This is a genomic window from Pumilibacter intestinalis (genome assembly GCF_943193005.1).
In the GTDB taxonomy this organism is placed as follows: domain Bacteria; phylum Bacillota; class Clostridia; order Christensenellales; family Pumilibacteraceae; genus Pumilibacter; species Pumilibacter intestinalis.
In genome coordinates this window covers 117230-141090 of the sequence record NZ_CALPCH010000002.1, presented here as the reverse complement: position 1 = coordinate 141090, position 23861 = coordinate 117230, and the positions used below count along the sequence as shown (strand labels likewise).

The 23861-nt window shown below is 50.3% G+C and carries 15 protein-coding genes and 1 other RNA gene; 2 read left to right on the top strand and 14 right to left on the bottom strand.

All coding sequences use genetic code 11. From position 1 onward, the window contains the following. Nucleotides 1-44 precede the first annotated feature (44 nt). The 6 genes from dnaJ to lepA form a co-directional block, all read right to left on the bottom strand. A complete protein-coding gene (dnaJ, locus tag NFR55_RS01615) occupies nucleotides 45-1139 on the bottom strand; it encodes a molecular chaperone DnaJ (protein ID WP_251545559.1) in 1095 nt (364 codons plus the stop codon). 20 nt (nucleotides 1140-1159) lie between these two features. Beyond that, nucleotides 1160-2974, bottom strand: coding sequence for a molecular chaperone DnaK (gene dnaK, locus NFR55_RS01610; protein ID WP_251545556.1), 1815 nt, complete (start codon nucleotides 2972-2974; stop codon nucleotides 1160-1162). Between the two features lie 44 nt (nucleotides 2975-3018). Continuing rightward, nucleotides 3019-3633 carry a nucleotide exchange factor GrpE gene (locus NFR55_RS01605; RefSeq protein ID WP_251545548.1) on the bottom strand — a complete coding sequence of 205 codons (615 nt, stop codon included), beginning with the start codon at nucleotides 3631-3633 and terminating at the stop codon, nucleotides 3019-3021. A 23-nt stretch (nucleotides 3634-3656) separates the two neighbouring features. Beyond that, a complete protein-coding gene (gene hrcA / locus NFR55_RS01600; protein ID WP_251545546.1) occupies nucleotides 3657-4736 on the bottom strand; it encodes a heat-inducible transcriptional repressor HrcA in 1080 nt (359 codons plus the stop codon). 142 nt (nucleotides 4737-4878) lie between these two features. Then, a complete protein-coding gene (gene hemW / locus NFR55_RS01595) occupies nucleotides 4879-5967 on the bottom strand; it encodes a radical SAM family heme chaperone HemW (protein WP_251545545.1) in 1089 nt (362 codons plus the stop codon). 7 nt (nucleotides 5968-5974) lie between these two features. Next, nucleotides 5975-7777 carry a translation elongation factor 4 gene (lepA, locus tag NFR55_RS01590; RefSeq protein ID WP_251545542.1) on the bottom strand — a complete coding sequence of 601 codons (1803 nt, stop codon included), beginning with the start codon at nucleotides 7775-7777 and terminating at the stop codon, nucleotides 5975-5977. Between the two features lie 139 nt (nucleotides 7778-7916). On the opposite strand from lepA, the gene NFR55_RS01585 reads away from it, so the two are divergent. Continuing rightward, a complete protein-coding gene (locus NFR55_RS01585; protein ID WP_251545533.1) occupies nucleotides 7917-8636 on the top strand; it encodes a glycerophosphodiester phosphodiesterase family protein in 720 nt (239 codons plus the stop codon). Further along, a complete protein-coding gene (locus NFR55_RS01580) occupies nucleotides 8636-9169 on the top strand; it encodes a GtrA family protein (protein WP_251545531.1) in 534 nt (177 codons plus the stop codon). The genes NFR55_RS01585 and NFR55_RS01580 overlap by 1 nt, the downstream gene beginning before the upstream one ends. 68 nt (nucleotides 9170-9237) lie before the next feature. Here NFR55_RS01580 and NFR55_RS01575 read toward each other — a convergent pair whose 3' ends face one another. From NFR55_RS01575 to NFR55_RS01540, 8 genes are all read right to left on the bottom strand, one after another. Next, nucleotides 9238-10941 carry a putative ABC transporter permease subunit gene (locus NFR55_RS01575; protein ID WP_251545530.1) on the bottom strand — a complete coding sequence of 568 codons (1704 nt, stop codon included), beginning with the start codon at nucleotides 10939-10941 and terminating at the stop codon, nucleotides 9238-9240. Next, complete coding sequence (locus NFR55_RS01570; RefSeq protein WP_251545527.1) at nucleotides 10934-11671, bottom strand: ABC transporter ATP-binding protein; 738 nt, start codon at nucleotides 11669-11671, stop codon at nucleotides 10934-10936. The genes NFR55_RS01575 and NFR55_RS01570 overlap by 8 nt, the downstream gene beginning before the upstream one ends. 113 nt (nucleotides 11672-11784) lie before the next feature. Next, complete coding sequence (locus NFR55_RS01565; RefSeq protein WP_251545525.1) at nucleotides 11785-18939, bottom strand: GH36-type glycosyl hydrolase domain-containing protein; 7155 nt, start codon at nucleotides 18937-18939, stop codon at nucleotides 11785-11787. Between the two features lie 62 nt (nucleotides 18940-19001). Then, an RNA gene (gene rnpB, locus NFR55_RS01560) (RNase P RNA component class A) lies at nucleotides 19002-19336 on the bottom strand. Between the two features lie 53 nt (nucleotides 19337-19389). Further along, nucleotides 19390-20076, bottom strand: a complete 687-nt coding sequence (sigK, locus tag NFR55_RS01555) for an RNA polymerase sporulation sigma factor SigK (RefSeq protein WP_251545523.1) — start codon at nucleotides 20074-20076, stop codon at nucleotides 19390-19392. A 127-nt stretch (nucleotides 20077-20203) separates the two neighbouring features. Continuing rightward, the gene (locus NFR55_RS01550; RefSeq protein ID WP_251545521.1) at nucleotides 20204-21415 is read right to left on the bottom strand and encodes a peptidase U32 family protein; all 1212 of its coding nucleotides are present in this window, start codon (nucleotides 21413-21415) and stop codon (nucleotides 20204-20206) included. 25 nt (nucleotides 21416-21440) lie between these two features. After that, nucleotides 21441-22094 (bottom strand): O-methyltransferase, encoded by a 654-nt coding sequence (locus tag NFR55_RS01545; RefSeq protein WP_251545519.1) that lies wholly within the window; start codon nucleotides 22092-22094, stop codon nucleotides 21441-21443. Between the two features lie 7 nt (nucleotides 22095-22101). Continuing rightward, the gene (locus tag NFR55_RS01540) at nucleotides 22102-23781 is read right to left on the bottom strand and encodes a ribonuclease J (RefSeq protein ID WP_275556898.1); all 1680 of its coding nucleotides are present in this window, start codon (nucleotides 23779-23781) and stop codon (nucleotides 22102-22104) included. Nucleotides 23782-23861: the final 80 nt, after the last annotated feature.

Here is a 23861-nt window from a genome sequence, read left to right as displayed (position 1 = left end):
CCAAAGGGCGAAAAAGTTCCCTGTATCGGGAACTTTTTGCGTTTTTATTTTCCTTTGAAAAATTCGCGCGACTTTTCGTATTGGTCGGTTTTGAACGACTCGTGCAATTCTTTGATTTTGCTCTTTTGGTCTTTGGTAAGGTTCTTGGGCAATTCTATATCTATCGTAACAAGCAAATCGCCCACCGCGCCTTTTTTGGAGTTTTCTATGCCGTGACCTTTGAGCTTAAACGTAGTGCCGCTCTGCGTGCCCTCGGGCAAAGGAAACGCAACTTTCGCGCCTTTGAGAGTGGGCACGTAAATCTTATCGCCAAGCAGTGCCTGCGTAAACGTAATGGGCACCTCCACGGCAAGGTCAAGCCCCTTGCGCTTGAAGAACTTGTGCGGCATAACGTTTATCATCAAAACGAGATTGCCGGATTTCGTTCCGTTTCTGCTGCGCTCGCCCTCGCCGGGCACGGTCATTATCTGATTGGGTTCTATGCCCGCGGGGAAAGTTATGCGCAGAGTGGTGTTTTTGCGCAAAAGTCCTCTGCCGCTGCAAGACGGGCACGGCTCTTTGATTATCCTGCCCGTGCCGCCGCACACGTTACAGGCTTTCATGCTTACAACTCTGCCGAACGGCGTTTCCTGCGCAAAGCGCACCTTTCCCGTGCCGCCGCAGTTATTACATTTTACATATTGAGTGCCGCCCTTCGCGCCCGTGCCTCTGCAAGAAGAACACGGCTCGAAACGGTTTACCGAGATATCCTTCGCAACGCCGAACGCGGCTTCCTCAAACGTAAGAGTAACGTTCATTGAAATATCGCCGCCGCTCGCACCGCCGCCCGCTTCTTTGCCCTGTCCGTTAAACATGTTAACGAAGTCGTCAAAGAACGAACCGCCCGCGCCGCCGAAATCCGCTCCTCCCGCACCGCCTGCGCCGCCGCCCGCCGAAGGACGGTCGTACGCCGCGCGTTTTTGAGGGTCGCCGAGAACCTCGTACGCCTCGTTAACTTCCTTGAAAAGGTCGGCTACCGCTTTATCGCCCGGATTTAAGTCCGGATGATATTTCTTGGCTAACTTACGGTACGCCGACTTTATCTCGTCGTCGGAAGCGGTTTTGGAAACACCCAAAACATCATAATAAGATTTTGCCATTATTTTTGTTTGCTCGCAAATCAGTTGTTGTCGTCCACAACCTCGGCGTCTTCAACAACCACGTCGTCGCCCGCCGCCGCAGACGAGTCCGCGGTTGCGCCGTTTTCGTAAAGTTTGGTGAATATTCCGTTGCTGAGTTTTTGCAAGCTGTCTACGGCGTCTTGAATTGCTTCGAGTTCGTCGGTTTTAACAACCTCGCGCACGTTCGCCATTTCTTTCTCGAGCTCTTCTTTCTCCGAAGGCGATACCGAAGCTCCGTTTTCCTTGAGGAATTTCTCTATGGAGAATATGAGCATATCGGCGTGGTTCTTTGCCTCTACTACGTCTTTGCGCTTGTTGTCCTCGTCCGCGAATTTCTCCGCGTCTTTTATGGCTTGCTGTATCTGCGCTTCGGTAAGGTTGGTAGAAGCGGTAATGGTAACGCGCTGTTCTTTGCCCGTGCCCTTATCGCGTGCCGATACGTGCACTATGCCGTTGGCGTCTATATCGAACGTAACCTCTATCTGAGGAACTCCGCGCGGTGCGGGAGGTATTCCTCCGAGCTCGAAACGAGCCAAAGTTTTGTTGTGCGCCGCGATTTCGCGCTCGCCCTGAAGAACGTGGATATCAACCGAAGGCTGACCGTCGGTAGCCGTGGAGAACACCTGCGATTTCTTGGTGGGTATGGTGGTGTTGCGCGGAATGAGTTTGGTGAATATGCCGCCTACGGTTTCGATACCGAGCGAAAGCGGAGTTACGTCGAGAAGCAGTACGTCTTTTACCTCGCCCGCAAGCACGCCGCCCTGAATTGCCGCGCCTATTGCAACGCATTCGTCGGGGTTAATGCCCTTAAACGGCTCTTTGCCGCTGAGTTTGCGAACCGCTTCCACAACCGCGGGTATACGGGTAGAACCGCCTACCAAAATAACTTTGTCTATATCGCTCTCGGTAAAGCCCGCGTCCGCCATTGCCTGCTTTGTGAGCTTCATGGTCTTTTCCACGAGCACCTGAGTGAGAGCTTCGAACTTACTGCGGGTAAGCTCGTACTCCATGTGGAGAGGGCCTGCCGCGCCCGAGGTAATGAACGGCAAACTTATAGTGGTTTTCTGCAAAGTGGAAAGCTCTATTTTCGCCTTTTCCGCAGACTCTTTGAGTCTTTGCATAGCCATGCGGTCTTTGCTGAGGTCTATTCCGTTGTCGTTCTTGAACTGCTCAACGAGATAGTCCATTATCTTTTGGTCGAAATCGTCGCCGCCCAAGCGGTTGTCGCCCGCAGTGGCTATAACCTCGAACACGCCGTCGCCTATTTCCAAAATGGAAATATCGAACGTGCCGCCGCCCAAGTCGAAAATGAATATTTTGTGGTTGGCGTCCTGCCCTTTATCAAGACCGTAAGCAAGAGCCGCCGCGGTAGGCTCGTTTATTATACGCAATACGTCGAGTCCTGCGATACGCCCCGCGTCTTTGGTTGCCTGACGTTGCGCGTCGGTAAAGTATGCTGGCACGGTAATTACCGCCTGCGTTACTTTTTCGCCGAGATACGCTTCCGCGTCCTGCTTGAGCTTTGTGAGTATCATGGAAGAAAGCTCTTGCGGCGAGAAGTCTTTGCGGTCTATGCGCACTTTGCGGTCGGTGCCCATATCTCTCTTTATGGAGATAACCGTGCGGTCGGGGTTTGCAACCGCCTGACGCTTAGCCACCTGACCCACAAGACGTTCGCCGTCTTTTGCAAAACCGATAACCGACGGGGTGGTTCTCGAACCCTCCGCGTTAGGAATAACTACCGGCTCGCCGCCCTCGAGAACGGCAACGCAAGAGTTGGTTGTTCCGAGGTCGATACCTATAATCTTACCCATTTTTATATATCCTCCGAAAAATTTTTTACTTATTTATTTTTTGTTTATTTGGCTACTTTTACAACACTGTGGCGTATAATTCTGTCACCCATACGGTAACCCTTTTGGAATACCTCCACCACCATGTTTACTTTGTCGGCGTCTTTTACCTTTACCTGCATTATAGCGTTGTGCAAGTTGGGGTCGAACTGCTCGCCGAGCGCGGGTATTTCGGTTACGCCGAAGCCGGAAAGCATTTCGGTTATTTGGCGGTAAATCATCTTTACGCCTTCCGCAACCTTTTCGTCGCTAATCATTGAAATCGCCTGTTTGAGCACGTCGAGCACGGGCACAATCTTTTCGAACACCGCAACCATGCCGTCTTCTCTCTGCTTTTTGTTGAGTTCGGCGTTACGCTTGCGGTAGTTGTCGAAATCCGCTTGCATTCGGTTGACTAAATTGGCAAGCTCTTCGCTGCGGTTTTTTTCCTTTACCGCTATGGCTTGAGCCACTCCGAGCTGCTGCATTAAAGCAGCCATTTGCGCCTGCGGCGACTGCGGCGACTGCGGAGGCGGCGCGTTTTGTTGCGGAGCCGTTTGCTGCTGAGCCGTTTGCTGAACGGGAGGAGTCTTTGGCTCTTCCGTTCGCTCGTGAGTAATTTCTTTCTTTTCCTCTGCCATGTTTTACCTTCCTTTATTTCTTGCTACTCGCCGTCGGAAACGCTTTCGCCGCCGTCGCCCTCTCCGTCCGAACTTTGTCCGGCGTGCTCGGGCAGCATGTTTATCGTTTTACCGATATAATCGAGTACCGAGATAACTTTGGGATAGTCCATTCTTATCGGACCTATTACGCCGGCGTTTCCTATGTTTACGCCGTTTATGGAATAGCTCGCGGTCACTATCGCGCATTCGGGCATGCCTTCGCGTATCTCGTTGTCTCTGCCTATCTTAATAGACAAGTTCATATCGTCGTTGTTTTTGAGAACGGGCACAAGCTCTTCTTTCGCGTCGAGTATTTCGAGCATCGCTTTCGCTTTTTGCAGATTGGAGTATTCGGGCTGTTCGAGTATCTTCGCGCTGCCCTCGAGCACTATATCGCTAATCATCTCTTCGTGACTGTACGACTTTAAGATTTTAAGCACGGTTTTGAAAACCTGTTCGTACTCTTTTTTTACTTTCTTTATCAGATTGTTTGGCTTTAACACCTCATTTATGGTGTGATTGGCAAATACCTCGGTCATAAACTCGCCGGTGGTGTTGCAGTATTCGTCGTCTACGTTCGCGCCCACCGAAAGAGTCGCGTCTTTGAGTATTCCCAAACTCGTAACTATGATTACGAGCGCGGTGGTGTTCGTAACTTTAACAATCTTTACGTTTTGTATCACCGCGTCGCTGATATCCTGCGCGTACGCAACGCTCGTAAGATTTGTTATTTCCGAAATCACCTTAGCCGTGTTTTTCAGTACGTCGTCAAGCTCTGTTATTTTGCGGTTGAAATAACGCTTAACCGTTTTAAGCTCGCTTCGCGTGAGCTTGCGCTTGGGCATAAGCCGTTCAACGTACAGGCGGTACGCTTCCGCCGTGGGTATTCTGCCCGCCGACGTGTGCGGCTGAACGAGATACCCCATTTCTTCGAGGGCGGCGAGTTCGTTTCTTATCGTAGCCGTGCTGAGCGCGGGAAGATGATGTTCCTTTATTTCCGCGGACGATATCGGCTCGCATGAATTTATGTAGCTGTCAACTACCGCTTGCAGTATTTTTTCTTTTCTGCCCGATATGCCCAACGCGCTCGGCTTCCTCCTCGAATATTAGCACTGTAGCGCACCGACTATTAGCAATCTACCCGCTTGAGTGCTAAATATAATATACCATATACAAACGCGCATGTCAAATCTTTGCAATGATATTTTTGCTGTTTTTACGCTTTCAAATAAGCCGCAATATCACGGAGTTCATCACGAAATACGCCTTTTCGGTAAGCGTTATGCCCCGCTCCGAGCGGCGAATATATCCGCCCTCGCAAAGCTCGGAAATTTCCCGCGCTTTGGCTTTGAGCCAATCGCCGCCGAACAGTGCGTTCAGCTTAGAAAACTCTACGCCGTATTTTGTTCTGAGCCCGAGCATTATATATTCTTCGAGCTTTTCGCTCATGCTTGTTTGCTCGCAAACCTCGCCGCGCCGCCCCGAAATGTATTCGCTTATATTCGAGGTGTTGCGACTGCGAACCGTTCCGTTATACGAGTGCGCCGCCGCGCCCAACCCCGCGTAAGGCTCGAGCCGCCAATATTTGAGATTGTGTCGGCTTTGGTGTCCCGCCTTGCAAAAGTTGCTCACCTCGTATCTCTCGAATCCGTGAGCCTTGAGCCTGCCATACGCGGCTTCGTACATATCCGCCGCCCTGTCCTCGTCGGGCGCGTAACCGCTGTTATACAGCGCCGTTTCTTTCTCTACCGAAAGCGAGTATGCCGAAATGTGTTTTACTCCCCACGAAGCCAACGTATCCACGGCGTAAACAACGTCTTTTTCGGTCTGCTCGGGAAGAGCGAGCATCAAATCGCATCCTATATTCGTTATCCCCGCTTTTTGCGCCGAGCGCACCGCGCGGTATGCCTGTTCGGCGTTGTGCCGCCGCCCTATCCGCGCGAGCAAGCAGTCGTTCAAAGTTTGAACGCCCAAACTCAACCTGTTTATTCCGCACTCTCTCGCCTCGTGCAAAAACTCCGAGTCGCAACTGTCGGGATTGGCTTCCGCGGTGATTTCGGCGTTTTCGCTTATTGCAAAATTCTCTCGCAACGCGCCGACAATTTTCGTTAAAAGTCCGCGCGGCAGTACCGACGGAGTTCCGCCGCCGATATATACGGTGTCGGCTTCTCCGCCCGCCCTCTCTCTCATTTCGGATACGAGCGACCCGACGTATTTTTCCGCCGCGCAAATATCGGTGCACGAAACAAAGCCGCAGTAGGAACATCTGCTGCGGCAAAACGGAATATGAACGTATAACCCCTGCTTTTGCATTTTACGGCTACTTGTCGTCGAGTTTGAGCACCGACATAAACGCTTCGCTCGGCACTTCCACGCTACCCACCTGTCGCATGCGCTTCTTGCCCTCTTTTTGCTTTTCGAGCAACTTTTTCTTTCGCGTGATATCGCCGCCGTAACACTTGGCAAGCACGTCTTTGCGCATTGCCTTTACCGTTTCGCGGGCTATAACCTTATTGCCTATAGACGCCTGTATGGGTATTTCGAACAGTTGGCGAGGTATCACCTCTTTCAACTTTTCGGCTATGGAGCGACCGCGAGCATACGCCTTTTCGCGGTGCACTATTATGCTGAGCGCGTCGCAAATTTCGTTGTTCAAAAGTATGTCGAGCTTTACGAGGTCCTCGGCTTTGTAGCCCTTTATCTCGTAATCGAAACTCGCGTATCCGCGCGTGCGCGACTTGAGATTGTCGAAAAAGTCGTAAACTATTTCGTTGAGCGGTATTTCGTATTCTATGCGCACGCGGGTTTTATCCAAATAAACCATGTTTATATATGTGCCGCGCTTGTCCTGACAAAGTTCCATTACCGAGCCTATATATTCGGGCGGAGTAAAAATCATAGCTTTAACAAACGGTTCTTCTATCCTGTCCGTTTCCGACGGATTGGGCAAATTGCTCGGATTTGTCACCGTAACCACCTCTCCGTCGGTCTTGTAAACCATGTAGTTTACGCTCGGCGCGGTGGTAATGAGGTCGAGATTGAACTCGCGCTCGAGCCGCTCCTGTATAATCTCCATGTGCAACAGTCCCAAAAATCCGCAACGAAAACCGAACCCGAGCGCAACGGAAACCTCCGGCTCGAAGAAAAGAGCCGCGTCGTTGAGCTTGAGCTTTTCGAGAGCGTCCTTTAGGTCGTTGTATCTGCTTCCGTCGGTGGAAAATATTCCGCAGTATACAACGGGCTGTACTTTCTTGTAACCGGGGCACGGCTCGGCGGCGGGCGCGAGAGCGTCGGTTATGGTGTCGCCCGGCTCGGTGTCCGACACGTTTTTAATGCTCGCGCAAACGTATCCCACGTCGCCCGCTTTGAGCGAATGCCACTCTATGGGCTTGGGATTGAAAATGCCAACCTCGGTAACGTCAAACTCCTTACCGTTGTGCATCATGCGGATTTTCGTTCCCGCTTTTACGCAGCCGTCTATAACGCGCACCAAACATACCGCGCCCTTGTAATTATCGTAATAGGAGTCGAAAATGAGAGCTTTGAGCGGCGCGTTCTCATCGCCCGACGGCGGCGGCACGTCGGTAATTATCTTATCGAGCACCTTTTCTATGTTAAGCCCCTCTTTAGCGCTCACCAAAGGCGCGTCTTCGGCGGGCAGACCGATAACGTCTTCTATTTCGCGTATCGCTTCTTCGGGGCGCGCGCTCGGAAGGTCAATCTTGTTTATAACGGGTATAACCTCAAGGTTGTTGTCAACCGCCAAATACACATTTGCCAAAGTTTGAGCCTCAACGCCCTGCGTTGCGTCTACTATGAGCACCGCGCCTTCGCACGCGGCGAGCGACCGCGACACCTCGTATGTAAAATCGACGTGCCCCGGCGTGTCTATGAGATTGAGTTCGTAATCCTCTCCGTTGTAGGAATATTTCATGCGCACGGGCGTAAGTTTTATAGTGATGCCGCGCTCGCGCTCTATATCCATGCTGTCGAGAATTTGGTCGGTAAGCTCGCGCATGGATACCGTGCCCGTCTTTTCAATCAAACGGTCGGCAAGCGTAGACTTTCCGTGGTCTATGTGCGCTATAATGCAAAAATTTCGTATGTGTTTCTGCCTTTCCATGTAAACCTCTTTTTGTATTATAAGCGAAAAGCCGAGAAATAGCAAATAAAATCGGGCTTTTTATGTTAATTGATTGCATGAAATCAAAAAAGGTGTTATACTAAGCTACGTGCTCAAGTAAAAAATCAACGGAGATTATATGGACGTAAAAAATTCTCGGCTGTTTACCACGCCGATTGCTCATAGAGGACTGCACAACGAAGATATTCCCGAAAATTCGCTTCTTTCATTTGAAAAAGCTGTGGAAAACGGCTACCCCATAGAAATAGACGTGCGCATAATAGACGACGGCACTGTTATCGTTTTTCACGACGACGTTTTGGGGCGCATGACCGCCAAAGACGGCTACGCTTCAAATCTGCGCAAAGCCGACCTTGCGGAAATAAGACTCAACGGCACCGACCAAGTTATACCCACTTTGGAGCAAACGCTCGAAACAGTGAACGGCAAAGTTCCGCTTTTGATAGAAACCAAAGTGAGTTGCAAAATAGGCGAACTCGAACGCAAAGTTATAGATATCTTGAAAAGCTACAACGGCGAGTTTGCAATGCAATCTTTCGACCCCTACTCAATGGAATATTTCCGCAAAAACGAACCGGATTTTATTCGCGGACAGCTTGCGAGCGCCGCGCCTACCGGTCTTACTCTCCTTAAGCGCAACGCCCTCGCAAAGCTCAAAGTAACGAAAATATCCGACCCGCACTTTATTTCCTACTGCTGCGCGGATTTGCCCAACAAATTCGTTGCCAAAAAGAATTTACCCACTCTTGCCTGGACGGTGCGAAGCAACGCCGACTACGAAAAAGTAAAAGATTATTGCGACAACATAATTTTCGAAAGGTTTACTCCGAATAAGTAATGAAAGAATTTTTCCGCGCGCTTAAAAACAAACGCGTCAGACGAGAATATCTCAAGTCCATTGCCGTGGGAATTGTTTCCACTGCTTTGGACTTTCTCATTACCGCAGTGATTTTGTATTTGGCGGGTCGAAGCGAGTACGACGGATTTATAGGAGTTATTACCGGAAAACTTAAGCCGAACAGCACTTATGTACTCCCCGTTTCAATATATCTGATAGCAACGGTGCTCAGTTTCGTTATATCGGTGCTGTTCAATTATATAATGTGTACCTTTTTCGTATACGAATACGGCAACGTGGGAAAAAACGCCAAAGGATTTACAAAGTTTGCGATATTCGCGCTCATAGGTCTTACCATTACCACAATATGCAGTCTTATATGTTCGAATGTTTTCGGTCTTACCGGCAGTAACGTATGGTGGATAAAAATCGCGATATCCTTGGCGATATTCGTATTCAATTTCTTCACCCGAAAATATTTCGTTTACAACGTGGCGCTCATACGCGACGACGAACACACAATAAGTCTTTAGAGATACCATAAGCCTTTAACGGCAACAAAAAACGCGCCCGCAAATCGGACGCGTTTTTAAGTTGCAAATTACATTTCCACGGCTTCGAATTTCTTTTCACAGCTCTTATACAGGAATGCCGCGCTCAACACGGCGAGCGTGATAACCGCGATAAACATTAAAGCCCAAGACAAAAATCCGCCGAGCGCCCCCAAACGCGCGGTAAACACTATATTCGTTAACGCCGCTACAACTGCCAAAGCAATGGAAACGAGCATTGCTATAGGCACGTAGATATTGGCGTTGCGGTTGTGTTTCATCGCTTCGTTTGGCGTAACCCATTTTAGTTTTGGACGGTTCAAGTCCAGCCACAAGCCGAAATGCACCAACGCGAAATTGTATATCAGCATAAATACAATGGAGCAGATAAGAAACACGGCGTCGAAATTGAGCACTGCCGTAACCGCGGAGGTTACAACTACGGTAACGGAACCTATCAAAATGTAAACGTACGATTTGGCTTTTACCTGCGTTGCGTAGTCAACGGGAATGATTTTGGAAAAATAGAACTTTTCGCCCTCGCGGCTAAACGCGGTCGCAGGGCCTATATTCGCGCTCAAGCCCATAAACATGGTAAACCCGAATAAAACGTATCGCATTATCGTTTGAAGCTCCGCTATCATTTCGGCGGTAACGACTACGGCGTCCTCGCCTACTTCGCCCACCTCGCCGAGCAATTTAGTCGCCGACGTGGAAAAGCCCACAAATCCCACCACTATGGGACACAGTATTATAACAAGCAAACAGTTGAGAGCAAACGCGGGCGTGCGGATTATATCGCGAAATTCCTTTTTCATGAGAGCTTTGAGCGCGCTCGAACCGTGATACTCCGCGTTCACCGCTTTTGTTTTCTTCGAGCCTTCGAGTTGACTTGCCGCACCTCTGCGATATACCGCCGAGCTAATCAGCAAAGCTATAACTCCGAAAGCCGCAACGCTCGCCGCGAATATAAAAATATTTACGGCAACCGACGCCGCAACGCCCAAGCCGAATACGGGCGCGGCGGTCATAGCCCTGCCCAAAGCGTATAACGGATACAGCACCCGCACAATCTTTACGAACATATTGCGCACGGCTTCAACGTCTATGTTGTCGGGGTTTAAGTCTTGCATATTCATTACAAGCACGTAATACCCCGCAAACAGTCCGCCCATAAGCAACAGCACGAATATCGAACCGAGTGCGCCGCGATTGCGGAAAAACGACACCAAATACATTATGGGTATAGATATTATAGAAGCAATAAACAGCGGAATTGCGGGCAGAAAGACTATCGCGAACGGTATCATAACGTAATACAGCACTCCGAGCTTCATCATAATGCCTGCCGTTATCATAAGCGGAAGCATGAGAAGCGCGGCGGTTACGAGTTCGGTTAAGTACACTATCGCCATTTTCGCGGCGAACACCGTGCTCGGTCTAACGGGCAACGCAAGGAAAAACTCCGTATCTTTGGAAAAATACAAACACGTTAACAAAACCACTACGCCGAAAATGAGTACGAACAGCAAGCCCGTTGTAAGTATCAAAGCAATAAATTCGCTTTCAAGTTCGAGAGCGGACATTACGGCGGACATATAACATATTACGAATATAAGCCCGGCCGTTATCGCCGCGTATAGCACGGCGCACACCACGGCAAGCCCCACGGTCTTTTTTATATTCGCATGCTCTTTATCTCTGCGAAACATATTTTTGAGCTGTAACTTTATAATTGATAAAAAGTTATGCATGTTCGCCCGAGCCTCCGGCAACCGACAAGAATATTTCTTCGAGCGAGCTGTCGCCCTGCGCCGCTTTTATCTCCTCGAGGTTTCCCACCGTGATGAGTTTGCCTTTAACTATTATGCCTATGCGGTCGCACAGCTTTTCCGCAACCTCGAGCACGTGCGTGGAGAAAAACACCGTTTTGCCGTCGGCGCAATGCTCGCGCATAAGCTCTTTGAGCTGAAAAGCCGACTGCGGGTCAAGACCGGTCATAGGCTCGTCCAAAACCCAGAGGTCGGGGCTGTGTATGAGCGCGCCTATTATGCTTATCTTCTGCTTCATGCCGTGAGAATAAGTGCGTATTTGAGAACCGTAGGCGTCGCGCAACTCGAACTTTTCCAACAGCTTGTCGGCACGCTCTTTGCGCGTCGCAACGTCTACTCCGTATATATCCGCCATAAACTCAACGTACTCTTTGCCCGTAAGTTTATCGTATATAACGTGGCTGTCGGAAACGTAGCCTATGTTTCGTTTGGCTTTCGTGCTTTCCGATTTGAGGTCGTGACCGCAAATCGAAATACTGCCCGTATCGTATCCGAGTATTCCCGTAAGCATTTTGATTGTGGTGGTTTTGCCCGCGCCGTTCGGTCCCAAAAATCCGAAGATTTCGCCCGATTTAAGCTCGAGGTTCAAATCGTCCACCGCTTTTACGTTGCTTTTCGCGTATGCTTTGGTAAGATGTTCGATTTTCAACATAAAGTTATTTCTCCTTACTTTCGTATTATACCAATTGTACCCCCCCCCGCGGTTTTGTCAAGCGAACGAGGGAAACTTTACGAAAGTTACGGTTTTATTATAATACTTTTATGTTATTTAATCAACCGTATTACAGCAATATTTTTTCCCGAAAGTCCTTTGGTGAGTTTGAGAGAAGCCGTATTGTATATCACTTCGCCTATGCGCACTCGCCACTCTCCGCCGAGCGAAGAATTGACTATTTTTACTTTAATGCGTTCGCCGCCGAATAGGAAAGTTACGTTAAGTTCGGCGGTGTCTTTGGGGAGTTTGGGGTCGAAACTCACCACGTCCCCTCTCATTTTTATGCCCGCATACTGCTCTATCAAACATTTATACAGCCACGAAGCCGAACCGGTATACCAAGTCCAACCGCCTTTGCCCGCGTTCTCGCCGCCGTAAACGTCCGCCGCGCTCACATACGGCTCTACGCAGTATTTTTGCACGTCCTCGTAAGTCGCGCACCTGTCGGCGGGACTCAACCACCGCAAAAGCTCGTTCGCCCTTTCGATTTGCCCGCTCGCGAACAACGCCCACACGTACCAAACCGACGCTTGCGTATACTGCCCGCCGTTTTCTCTCACGCAAAGCGGGTAATCGCCTATATACCCCACGCCCTCCGACGACTCGAACGGAGGCGAAAACAGCTTGATTATTTTATGCTCTTTGTCGCACAGCACCGAATACGCCGCGTTTAGCGCATCGGCACGCTGACGGGCAGAGCCAACGCCGGCTATCACGCTCCAACTTTGAGTGAGTATATCTATCTTGCACGCGCTCGAACTTTCCGAACCGAGCGGCGTTCCGTCGTCGCGAAACGCTCTCAAAAACCTGTCGTTTTCGTAAGCCGCGCAAATAGCCTCGTATAAAGACTTATTCACGGAGCGCAGTTTGTCGCAAATTTCGATATCTTTTACAAGCGGCAAAAACCGTTCGGTAACGTGATACAAAAACATGGAGCACCACACGCTTGTGCCGAAACCGAGTTCGCCCACTTTGTCCATGGCGTCGTTCCAATCGCCGCCGCGCATTCTCACAAGCCCGTTTTCGCCGAAATCCATGCTTACGTAAAGCGCGCGCAAACAGTGTTCGAGCACAGTTGCTTTTTCGTCCGAAAACTCAGCGGAAGCATAAACGGAAACGTCGCTCGGAGATATGGCGATATCGCACAAAAACGGCTCGTACTCGCCGAGCACCGCTTTATCGCCGGTGTGCGCAACGTACTCGCACACCGTGTAAACGAGCCACAATCGGTCGTCGCACATGTGGGTGCGCACGCCTATTGCGGGAGGATGCCACCAATGCTGAACGTCGCCCTCTTTGAACTGATGACGGGCGCACTCGAGTATATGCTCGCGCACGAGAGAGGGGTCGCAATACAAAAGAGCCAAACAGTCTTGCAACTGGTCGCGAAATCCGTATGCGCCGCTCACCTGATAAAAGCCCGCACGCGCTTTCATTCGCGCGTTGTAAACCTGATAGGGCAACCATTTTGTAAGATATCCGAACTCGCCGTCGAAAGTGACTTTTGCGAGTCGGTCGTAAAACAGTTCGACTTTTTCTAACTCTTTTTGCGAGTCGCGCATATCGGCGCATTTTTCGGGCGAAAGCGAAAATTTCACTGTTTTGCTCTCTCCCGCTCCGAGTTTTACGGCGGCTGTTACTCCCGCGTAGCACGCGCTTGCCGACACTTCGCCGTACAAAACGAGTTCTTTGTTTATAACGTCCGCGCCTACCGCCGCGGTTTGGCAGTCGCACTGCAAATACGCTCTTTCGCCGTTGCCGCGATTGAATATTTCCAATCCGTTATCGTACGGAGTGTATTCGAGCGACGAAAAAGTATTGTATGCGAAATCGCCGAGCACGGGACGAACGGCAAACACCGCTCCTATATCCATCGCTTCGCCTGTATTGTTGCGTATTTGCAAATCGTAAATCTTTCGCGTTTCGTCGCGCGAAACAAATTCGGTGAGTTTTGCGGTTACGCCGCCGTATTCGCAGGTGAACACGCTGTATCCGAACGCGTGAACAACGCCGTATCTCGCGGCGTTTTCGAGCGGTTTTTTGGTAACGCTGACGCTCTCGTTTCCGCAAGTAATCGCTATGAGTTCCGAAACCTCGTCTTTTACGGGGTCGTTGCACCACTTTGTAAGTTTGCTTTGCCGCGAGTTGCAACCGAAACTGAACCCGCCGCCGCTTTCGGTAATCACCGTTCCCATGTCGCCGTCGGATATTATATTGCACCACGGCGCAGGCGTGTCTTTTTCGGACAAATCCGCGGCGTAATGAAAGCGTTCGGTAAATCCGCCCAACCCGAGAGGACGAACGATATCGCTCGCGAATTCGGGTTGCGGCAAATCCGACTTGCGATTGAGCTTACTTTCCGAAAGCTCGCGGTATCGAACGAATTTTCCGCCCTGCCACATCACCCGCTCGAGCGTTTTGCCGCTTGCGCAATGCTTTTTGAGCACGTTTCGTTCTTCCTCGTTTGCGCACTTGTAAACTATTACGCGGTTTCTTCCGCACGCCGACCGCACGCCCGATTTCTCCACTTCGTGCTCGGCGTCGAAAAACTCGGTGGGATATTCGTTACGCCTATACCTGCAAAACAGCACGGTATCGAAAGAAAAACCCGTTTCGTACAAAAGTTTCACGTCGGCGAGGAACAAGCCTATTTCGGGCGATGACGACGAGGACACCTCATAGGTAACTGCGGGCTTATCGGTGCTTACACCGCCCGCTTTCAACGCGGGATATCTGCGCGCGTTCAGACCCGCGGCAATCTTGCGGGCATTGTCCGAAATATCGCGGGCAAGTCTTACCGACGCTCCCGCAAACTTTTCCACGCTGTTCGGCGACAGTCCGAGCCGAGCCGCATAGTCGGCTTGCTCCACGGTGTGGGCAACCGCAAATATGCAGGTAAAGGAATACACTTTGCCCACTTCTACCGCGGCGGTAAACTCTCCCGAGAGAACGGGGTTGAGATTTTGCCCGAACTTTTCTCCGCGCCCTCGCCCATCCACGATACACTTATTCGCGCAATAGTCGATTTCGGAGTCGGCGTTTATAAAGCAAAGCACTGTGTCGCCGTCTTTTTTTCTACGCGCCCAAACGTATTCGCGATTGCCGCCCAGCCCCGTATCTATAAACATTTTGGAATACGCGGGGTGAGCTTCGAAATCTTCCTTGCGGGCAAGCACGGCGTCGGCAAACGCCGTAAAACGCACGTTTTGCCGCTTATCGGCTATATTGCGGTATTTTACCGTAACGGCTACCGACAGCGGACACGGCAACAGCATAAGCTCGGTATCGCAAATATAATTTTCTTTTTCGGTATGCCACGCCGCCTTTTCCCGCGCGTAAAAATCGCCGCATAAAAGCGTTTCCCGCCCGTCGCCGCCGTTTGCGCATACGTTGAAATCGCGCAACAAAACTTTATCCGCATACCCGAAAGTAACGCCGTCTTTCGCCGCCGAAACGTACGCGCCCGCGGTTTTGCACAAATAAATGCCGCAGTCCTCTATCTGCTCGCGAGCTTCGCTTGCGGCAAAGTTCTTTTTGCGCCGCGCCTTACGCAAAGGTTCTTCGCCGCACAAAAGTTTCGCCGCCCTCCACTGCGGAAGAGTTTGCAACCTTTCGCACAGTACGTCGCCTTTTACGGCGTTGGCGCACGCGGCGAGTATCATGCCTTGGTGGTGGGTCATGTAGCTTAATACGGGCGCCTCGCAGTCAACGGCGTCGCAGTACCCCATTTCTCCCAATGCGCCCAAAGCTATAAACGCATTAAGGTTGGAAACGAAATCGACCTCGGAACAATACGGCAACGCCAAAAAAGCGGCGTAAGGCGCAAACGGCTGAACCGAAGGCAGATGCGAATGGGCAATATTCGGCACTCCGAAAGCTCTGTACAAATTGCCGCCGCACTCGTCGAACTGCGCGTATCTGCTTTCGGATATGCCCCAAACCTCGCTTTTGAGTTTTTGCGCGTAGTTAATTTGCGCCTTTACCGCGCCGCGCATCGCCTCACCGTACAGCGTTCCGTTTTCGGGGTTTATGAAAAGACGGCTCATTAAATATTCGAACATGCCGCCCGTCCAACTGAACACCGTTACGGCGTTTTCGCCGCGCACTCCGTTTCGGTCGAGGTTGTAAAATGTATCCGCGGGTATCTTGCCGTAGCCGCAGGCAAACAAATACGTGAGAGTGCTCTCGCTTCCGAGCAAGTCATAGTGATTTTCGGTGCAAGATTTCAGTTCTTCGTCGTAACCGATATAAAGCAGTTTGCGCTCATCGTCGTACAGTGCGGCAAAGTTCGTTTCGTCAATGAGTTTTTGTATCCGTTCTTTGAGTTTGCCTTCGAAATACGTAAGCATAAGGCTCAACGCAACCGTAAAATTGCCGCTGTCTACCGAAGACACGAAGCGGCGCGGCAATACGCATAGGGTTTCGCAATCGTACCAATTATACAAATGCCCTTCGTATTTTTCGCAACGCTCTACCGCGGAAACGATTTTTTCGGCGTACGCCGTAAGTCTGCCCATATCTATAATGCCGATTTCGTACGCCGCGGCGTAAGCTACGAGCGACATTCCTATATTTGTAGGCGAAGTGCGGGCACACCAACCTTTCGCGTTGTCCGCCTGATAACAATCGCAGGGCAACGGATACATGTTCTCCTGCGCCGCAAAGTACTCGAAAGTGCGTTTTGCGGTTTCGTGCAATTGCGATAAAAGAACGTCGGATTTATCTTTAATTCCGCTCTCCCTGCTCACGAGCTTCGGCAATGCCGCGCCGGCTGCAAACACGGCGGCGAGCGAAAAAAAGAATACGTTCGGCGCGAATATCGCGGGAATTATGGCGAACACCGCGAACGCAACCAAATTTGGGATAATCGAAATTTTGCCCTTTGCATGCGCGAATACGCTCCACTCGAGCAACTTGCGCCCCACCGCAAGCCTATATAAAGTTACCGCCACGGCGCACAGCTTATAAATAGCCAAAGTGGGCAGTAAAGCTATATCGAACAGGCAACGCGCAATTTCGGCAAGAGCGGCGCGAGGATTTCCATACGCCGCCGCGAGCGCGAAAACCGAACGCAGTATTTGCGGAGCAAACGCTATAACAAGCACCGACGGATAGGGATACGCCGCCAAAGCCGCACCGAGCACGAACAACTGCGCCACGGGCACAAGCGAAAGCACGAGATTGAGCGCGATTGCAAAAGCGGCGGCGGGAGCTATGGGACTTTTTCTTTTAACGCCCTCTTTGTTCTTTATCTTGCCGCGAGTATAAGGCAACAACTGCCAATCCCCTCTAAGCCACCGCAAATCGCGCGTAAAGCCCGCCTCGAAAGTTTGCGGAAAATCTTCGCTTGCGTTAAGCGAAGAATTCATACAACCCGCCACCGCGCCCTCTATATAATCGTGGCTCAGTATTCGGTTATCGGGGAAAAAGCTTTCGAGTCCCGCCTGAAATTTCTTAACGTCGTATATTCCCTTGCCCGTATAATTTCCGAGTCCGAACAGGTCGTGCGAAATATCCGCATTGCTTTGTCTGTACCTGCCGGGTCCGGTTTCGCCCGCAAACAGTTTTGCGTAAAGCGAACGCTTTCCGTTCGGCTTGCAATTCACCGAAAGTATCGCCGAGTCGGCGCAATACGGGTGCGCTTTCATCGCAACGAGTTCCGCGCAATCGCAAGTTAAAGTATCCGAATCGAGAGTTATCACGTATTCGGATAAATGCGTATCGCCGAGTTTGAGAGAAAACTCGCCCTCGCCGCTAAGCATGAATTTGTTGAAATCGAGCACCGCACCCCGCTTTTTTTCATACCCCTGAAAATACTCTTCGCCGCTCACTCTTTTGCGTTTGCGAACGAGTGCGCACAAACGCCCGTGCAGTTCTTTGCGGCGGGCAAATTCTTCGCGTATTTTTTTGTCGAGCGCCTCGTCCGACTCGGCGGTTTCGGCACTGCTACGCGGGTAATCGAACAGCAAGGCATACGAAAATATATCTTGCGGATTAGCCGCGGCAACAGTAGACAAATGCGAGAAAGCGTCGGCTATATCCTCTTCGGTTGTGGCAAAGCAGGGAAAGAGTATTGCGGTGCGGTGCTTTGCCTTGTCCAAATATTTCACGTCGTAAGAGGGCAAATAACGCCGTTTAACGGCACGCCCCGCCGTTCGCCTCAATAAAAAATCCGCGCCGAACGCAAAAATCGGCAACGCGAGCAATGCGTAAAGCCAACCGAGCCGCGGCACGATAAACGCGCTCGCCACGGCGAGTCCTACCACCACAACGCAAAATCCTATCGCGTACGCTCGCTGAACTCCTCGGCTTTTTTTGGGAGCGAGAATATAGTGCGAAATATCTTTGCCGTCTTTTTCCGAGCGGAACAAAATCTCGGCGGCAACCGTTTTTTCCGCCATATTCCTGCGCTTCGCAACTCGCGCGATTTCATACAAATACATTCTTTTTGTGCTTTCGGAAAGCATATAAAAAGAGTCGTTGCCTTCATTTAGCACTCGGTAAACGGGCGAAAGCGAATTTACGAATTTGTCGGTCATAAACGAACCGAGAGTATGCAGAGAGTTTACGGCGGAGCATACGCGTGCGTTATATTCCGCCGTTACGGAAAGATAATTCCCCGACTTTTCGCGCGAGCGCATTGCGGTAATTTTAGCGGCGCATATCGCCAAATACTCGCAAACGGCAAAGCGCAACATATTTTCGAGCTCGGCTATTTCGCGAAATCCGAGCGGAGTTTCGGCGGAATAGGTGTTCACCGCGGAGCGAACGCTTTCTTTGCCGAGCAGACCTCCCGTACTTTTAACCAACAGCTCGCAAAACGAATACAGGCGCGGAACGCCGTTTATATGCGGCAAAGAGCGAAACGCTTTTTTGCTTTGGGTCAGTTTGCCCAATGCTTCGTCTATACGAAAGTAAGCGTTGAAAAAATTTCTTTCGCAGTCCTCGAGCGGAACGCCTTTACTCTCGAGTTCGCCTATAAACTTACGTGCGGCGATAAGTCTTTTGCGCACGAAACGCAAACTCATGCCGTTGCCGCTCCTTACCTTTTTCGAAGAAAACGCAAGCGCGGTGAGCTTGTAGCCCAACTTTTCACCCGAAAGAATTCCTTTCGCGGCAAAGTCGGGTTCTGCCGCTCGGCGCAAAACCGTTAAAAGATACGCAACAAATATGCCTACTATAAATACACACAGCACGATTTTCATAACGTGCGAATTATGCCCGCAAATAAAAAAAATAAACGCGCAAACCGCAGTTTACGCGCTTAATGGCGAGTATGACCTGTAAGCCGAATTCTGTCTGGAACGGTTATCTGTCTAGCCCTTTCGTTGCCGAAAGAGTCGAGCGATATAGGGGAACGGTCGGAACAAACCATAGCTCCCGCATCTTGCACCGAACGGGGTTTACATAGCCCTCGGCGTTGCCGCCAAAGCGGTAGGCTCTTACCCTGCCTTTCCATCCTTACCCGAAACGAATTTCGGGCGGTTTATTTCTGTTGCACTTTCCTTGGAGTCGCCTCCACCGGTAGTTAGCCGGCGTTCTGTTCCTGCGGTGTTCGGACTTTCCTCGCGCCCTCGGGCGCGCAACCGTTCGGTCATCTCGCAATTATTATAGCACTATAGAGAAAAGTTTGCAACGATTTCGGGCAATTATTTTCAAACGTCGAGTTCTTTGTATATCTTTTCGAGAGCTTTCTTTTCTATTCTGGAAACGTAACTGCGCGATATATTCAGTTTTGCGGCTATTTCGAGCTGGGTGTACGAACGCGGATACCCTATGCCGTATCGCATTTTGATTATGGTATTTTCCCGACCTTTAAGCGCGGTGTCTATCACTTTGAGAACCTTTTCGAGCAATATGCCCGTTTCCACTTTCTTGAACACGCTCTCCTCTTTCATGGGAAGTATATCCATGAGGGTTATTTCGTTTCCCTCTTTGTCTACGCCCACCGACTCCGAAAGGCTCAGGTTTCCGCGGTGTTTCTTGTTTGCGCGTATGTACATGAGTATTTCGTTTTCAATGCACTTTGCCGCATACGTTGCAAGCTGACTGCCTTTGCCGTATTCAAATGTTTCAATTCCCTTTATAAGCCCTATGCTTCCCACCGATATGAGGTCGTCGGCTTCGCCCGCATTGGAATATTTTTTCACTATGTGCGCCACAAGTCTTAAATTGTGCCTTATGAGCTTTTCGCGCGCGGCTTTGTCGCCGTTTTTGGTGCGCTCTATGCAATCCCGCTCTTCTTCGGGCGTAAGCGGTTGCGGAAAAGACCCCTTGTTGTTTACGTAAGAGGTAAAACAAAAGACTTTACCGAGAAACGTGAGGAAACTCTCGAATATCATATGGCATGCTCCTTAAGCAAAAACGTGACCATACAATATATGAAATTTCTTGTCGAATTTTGCCTGTCCTCATAAAAAAGACCTTCCTTATCCGGAAAGTCTTTTACTTTATCGCCTGCGGCTTAATTTATTTATTCGTTCTTTTTCGCAAGATATCGCCTGCGCACAATTTTATATCGGTGGAAATAAACAGTTTCTGCTGAACTATTTTCGCGTCGGATACGCGCTCGCCGTTTTCGTCGCGCATATCCCCCACAGTCACGGTTTTGCCGAAAGACTCTTCTGGCGATAAAATTTCCAACTCGTCGCCCTCCTTAAAACGGTTGCGCTGTTCGATAATCGCGCCGCCGTTTTCCGCGCTTTTTACAACCGCGCACATCTCGTGCGTTTGCTCCGGTTTAGCCGACTGAGTATACTGTTCCGCAGAACCGAAATAAAAACCGGTGTTGAACTTTCTGTGACTCGTTTTGTACGGCTCGAGCAACAGCTCATCGGGCAATCTAAAATCGTTCGGCGCGGCGTAAAACAAATCGAGAGCGCGGCGGTACGCGTTTGTAACCGTGGCGAGATAATACGAGGTTTTCGCCCTGCCCTCTATTTTAAGACTGCTTACGCCCGCTTTTATCAGCGTGTCTATATGGGCGAGCATATTAAGGTCTTTGCTGTTCAGTATATAAGTGCCGCGCCCGTCTTCCGATATAGGAAAATACTCGCCCTCACGAGTTTTCTCGCAAAGCGCGTATTCCCATCTGCAACTTTGGGCGCACTCGCCGCGGTTTCCGCTCCTTCCCGTAGTTGCCGCGCTAAGTAAGCACCGACCCGAATACGCCACGCACATTGCGCCGTGCACAAACGCCTCGAGTTCCGTTTCGGGCAAAAGTGCGTCGCGCATGCGTTTTATGTTTTCAAGGCTCGTTTCTCTCGCAAGCACTATGCGCTTAACTCCGTTATCCGCCCAAAACCGCGCGGCGTACGAATTAGTCACGTTTGCCTGCGTGGAAAGATGTATTTCGAGAGCGGGCGCGGCTTTTTTTACGCATGCAATCACGCCCGCATCCGAAATTATAGCCCCGTCCGCCCCTGTTTCACTTAGAAAACGGGCGTAATCGGCTATTTTTTCCAGGTCTTGGTCGTAAGCGTATATGTTTAAGGTTACGTATACTTTTTTGTTGCGTTCATGACAAAATTTTACAGCCGCCGCAAGTTCGTCGTTTGTAAAATTGTCGCAGTATGCCCGCAACCCGAACTCGCAACCTGCGAGATACACCGCGTCCGCGCCGAAATGCAACGCCGTTTCGAGTTTTTCGCGGTTACCCGCGGGAGCCAATAATTCCGCCATACGCTCTATTTCTCCGTACCGTAATTCAATTTGCTTTTATGCTCAAGCTCACGCCGTCGCCCACAGGCAACACGCTCGTAACAAGCGACTTATCCGCCATAAGTTTACGCAAAAACAAATCAAGCTTTTTCACGAGTCCGCCCTTATGGTTCTTTATCTCCTTCTCGCCCGACACCATGCCTTCATAAAGCACGTTGTCGCATAGCATCACCCCGCCCAAAGCGAGAGCCCTGCTCAAAAACGGAAGGTATTCGCAATATTGCGCCTTCGGACCGTCTAAAAATATGAAATCGAATTCGCCGCTGATATTTGGAACAATTTCGGTTGAGTCGCCCGCGTAAAACACAACGCGGTCAATAAGCCCTTCGTCGCGAAAAAACGATTTAGCCGTTTCTATTCGCCGCTCGTCATACTCTATGGTATACAGTTTGGCATTACTCGGGGCGGCTTTAAGCATTAAAATGCCGCTGTAGCCTATCGCAGTGCCTATTTCGAGTATTCGCACAGGCTTTGAAAGCATAACCGCTTGCCGCAAAAACGCCGCGGTTTCGGGGAGCAACACCGCTATGATATTTTTATCCGCATATTCCAAAATGCGCTTTTCCCACGGCAAAACGCCGCTCAGCTTTAACAGCTCGCGAATGTATTCGCTCGTTTTTCCGGGCGTTTTGAACGGCATATATTATTCAGTTTTCGAGAATGAGCGACAGTATCATGGGATTGCGGCGCGTTTTGCGGAACAGGAAATTCTTCAACTCTTTGCGTATGGAATTTTTAAGTCCGTTGTAATCACCCGCTATCTCTTTTATGTCGGCTTGCGCAACAGTTCTGCGCACTATCTCTTTTGCTTCTTCAAACAAGTCGTCTTCTTTTTGATAGGCAAATCCTCGCGAGGTTATTTCCACCGCCGTAACTTCGCCAGACACGGTGTTTACGCCCACCACTATTACAAACAATCCGTCTTCGGACAGGTGCTTGCGGTCTCTCAATACCACGCTGCCCACGTCGCCCACGCCCAAACCGTCTACAAGCAGGTAGCCCGCGGGCACGTTGTCGCCGAATTTGATTGTCTTTTTGGAAACGAGCACGCAATTGCCTATGTCGGTGAGAATTATGTTGGACGACGGCATTCCCATGCGCATTGCAAGCTCTGCGTGCTTTTTGAGATGACGGAACTCGCCGTGCACGGGTATAAAGTATTTGGGCTTTATAAGCGAATGAATAAGTTGCAACTCGTCTTGGCAGGCATGACCCGAAACGTGAACCTCCGCCAAACGCTCGTATATAACGCGAACGCCGTGGCGGTAAAGATTGTTGATTACGTTATACACCATGCGCTCGTTGCCGGGTATGGGCGACGCCGAAATAACCACGGTATCGTTGTAGCCGAGACGAACTTTGCTGAATTCGTCGCTCGCCATACGTGTGAGCGCGCTCATAGGCTCGCCCTGACTGCCCGTAGTGATTATAACAAGGTCTTTGTCTTCCACCTTGTTTATCTTCTCTATATCCACAACGTCGTCTTTGTTGTATTTGAGTTCGCCTATTTTCGCCGCGCAGTCGGCTACATTTATCATGCTCCTGCCCGAAAACGCTATCTTGCGCTTATACTTTTTGGCAAGGTCGATAATCTGTTGCAAGCGGTGAATATTAGACGCGAAAGTAGCTATGAATATCCTGCGGTCGGAGTTTTCTGCAAAAATGCCGTTAAGCGAATTGCCTACGGTTGCCTCGCTCATAGACGAGCCTTTGCGCTCTACGTTGGTGCTCTCTCCGAGCAAAAGCAAAACGCCCCTCTGCCCGAGTTCGGCAATGCGCTGCAAGTCTATTACGTTGCCGTCTATGGGCGTGTAGTCCACCTTGAAATCGCCGGTATGAAACACAACGCCCACGGGCGTAGTAATGGCGAGAGCGCACGAACCCGCCACCGAGTGGCTTACGCGCACAAACTCCACCTTAAAGTGTTTCCCGAGCGTGATAATGCTTTGCGGCTTTACCGAAACCAAATTCACGTTATCCATTCTGTGCTCGCGGAATTTAGACTCCAAAAGTGCGAGCGTAAGCCTCGTGCCGTATACGGGCACGCGAAGCTCTTTCAAGATATACGGCAATGCGCCTATGTGGTCTTCATGTCCGTGAGTGAGCACAATTCCGCGAACTTTATCGCGGTTTGCGGTGAGATAGGCTATATCGGGTATTACGAGGTCCACTCCGGGCATGTCCCCGTTGGGAAACGCACTGCCGCAATCAACGATAATAATATCGTCCCCGAACTCGAGAGCGGTCATATTTTTTCCGATTTCACCCACACCCCCAAGAAAAATAACCTTGAGGGCGGGTTCTTTAGCATGATTAACTTTTTGCAAACTATCCTCCTATGATAATGAAAAAAATCCTTTATTTAAGTTCCGTTTCTATTATATAGGAAAAGATAATTTTTAGCAAG

Excerpts from the sequence above, each read along its gene's own strand:
- NFR55_RS01565 (WP_251545525.1), bottom strand. The coding sequence starts at position 18,939 with ATGAAAATCGTGCTGTGTGTATTTATAGTAGGCATATTTGTTGCGTAT.
- NFR55_RS01605 (WP_251545548.1), bottom strand. The coding sequence starts at position 3,633 with ATGGCAGAGGAAAAGAAAGAAATTACTCACGAGCGAACGGAAGAGCCA.
- NFR55_RS01585 (WP_251545533.1), top strand. The coding sequence starts at position 7,917 with ATGGACGTAAAAAATTCTCGGCTGTTTACCACGCCGATTGCTCATAGA.
- sigK (WP_251545523.1), bottom strand. The coding sequence starts at position 20,076 with ATGATATTCGAGAGTTTCCTCACGTTTCTCGGTAAAGTCTTTTGTTTT.
- hemW (WP_251545545.1), bottom strand. The coding sequence starts at position 5,967 with ATGCAAAAGCAGGGGTTATACGTTCATATTCCGTTTTGCCGCAGCAGA.
- dnaJ (WP_251545559.1), bottom strand. The coding sequence starts at position 1,139 with ATGGCAAAATCTTATTATGATGTTTTGGGTGTTTCCAAAACCGCTTCC.
- lepA (WP_251545542.1), bottom strand. The coding sequence starts at position 7,777 with ATGGAAAGGCAGAAACACATACGAAATTTTTGCATTATAGCGCACATA.
- NFR55_RS01580 (WP_251545531.1), top strand. The coding sequence starts at position 8,636 with ATGAAAGAATTTTTCCGCGCGCTTAAAAACAAACGCGTCAGACGAGAA.
- dnaK (WP_251545556.1), bottom strand. The coding sequence starts at position 2,974 with ATGGGTAAGATTATAGGTATCGACCTCGGAACAACCAACTCTTGCGTT.
- NFR55_RS01570 (WP_251545527.1), bottom strand. The coding sequence starts at position 11,671 with ATGTTGAAAATCGAACATCTTACCAAAGCATACGCGAAAAGCAACGTA.
- NFR55_RS01545 (WP_251545519.1), bottom strand. The coding sequence starts at position 22,094 with ATGCCGTTCAAAACGCCCGGAAAAACGAGCGAATACATTCGCGAGCTG.
- NFR55_RS01575 (WP_251545530.1), bottom strand. The coding sequence starts at position 10,941 with ATGCATAACTTTTTATCAATTATAAAGTTACAGCTCAAAAATATGTTT.
- NFR55_RS01550 (WP_251545521.1), bottom strand. The coding sequence starts at position 21,415 with ATGGCGGAATTATTGGCTCCCGCGGGTAACCGCGAAAAACTCGAAACG.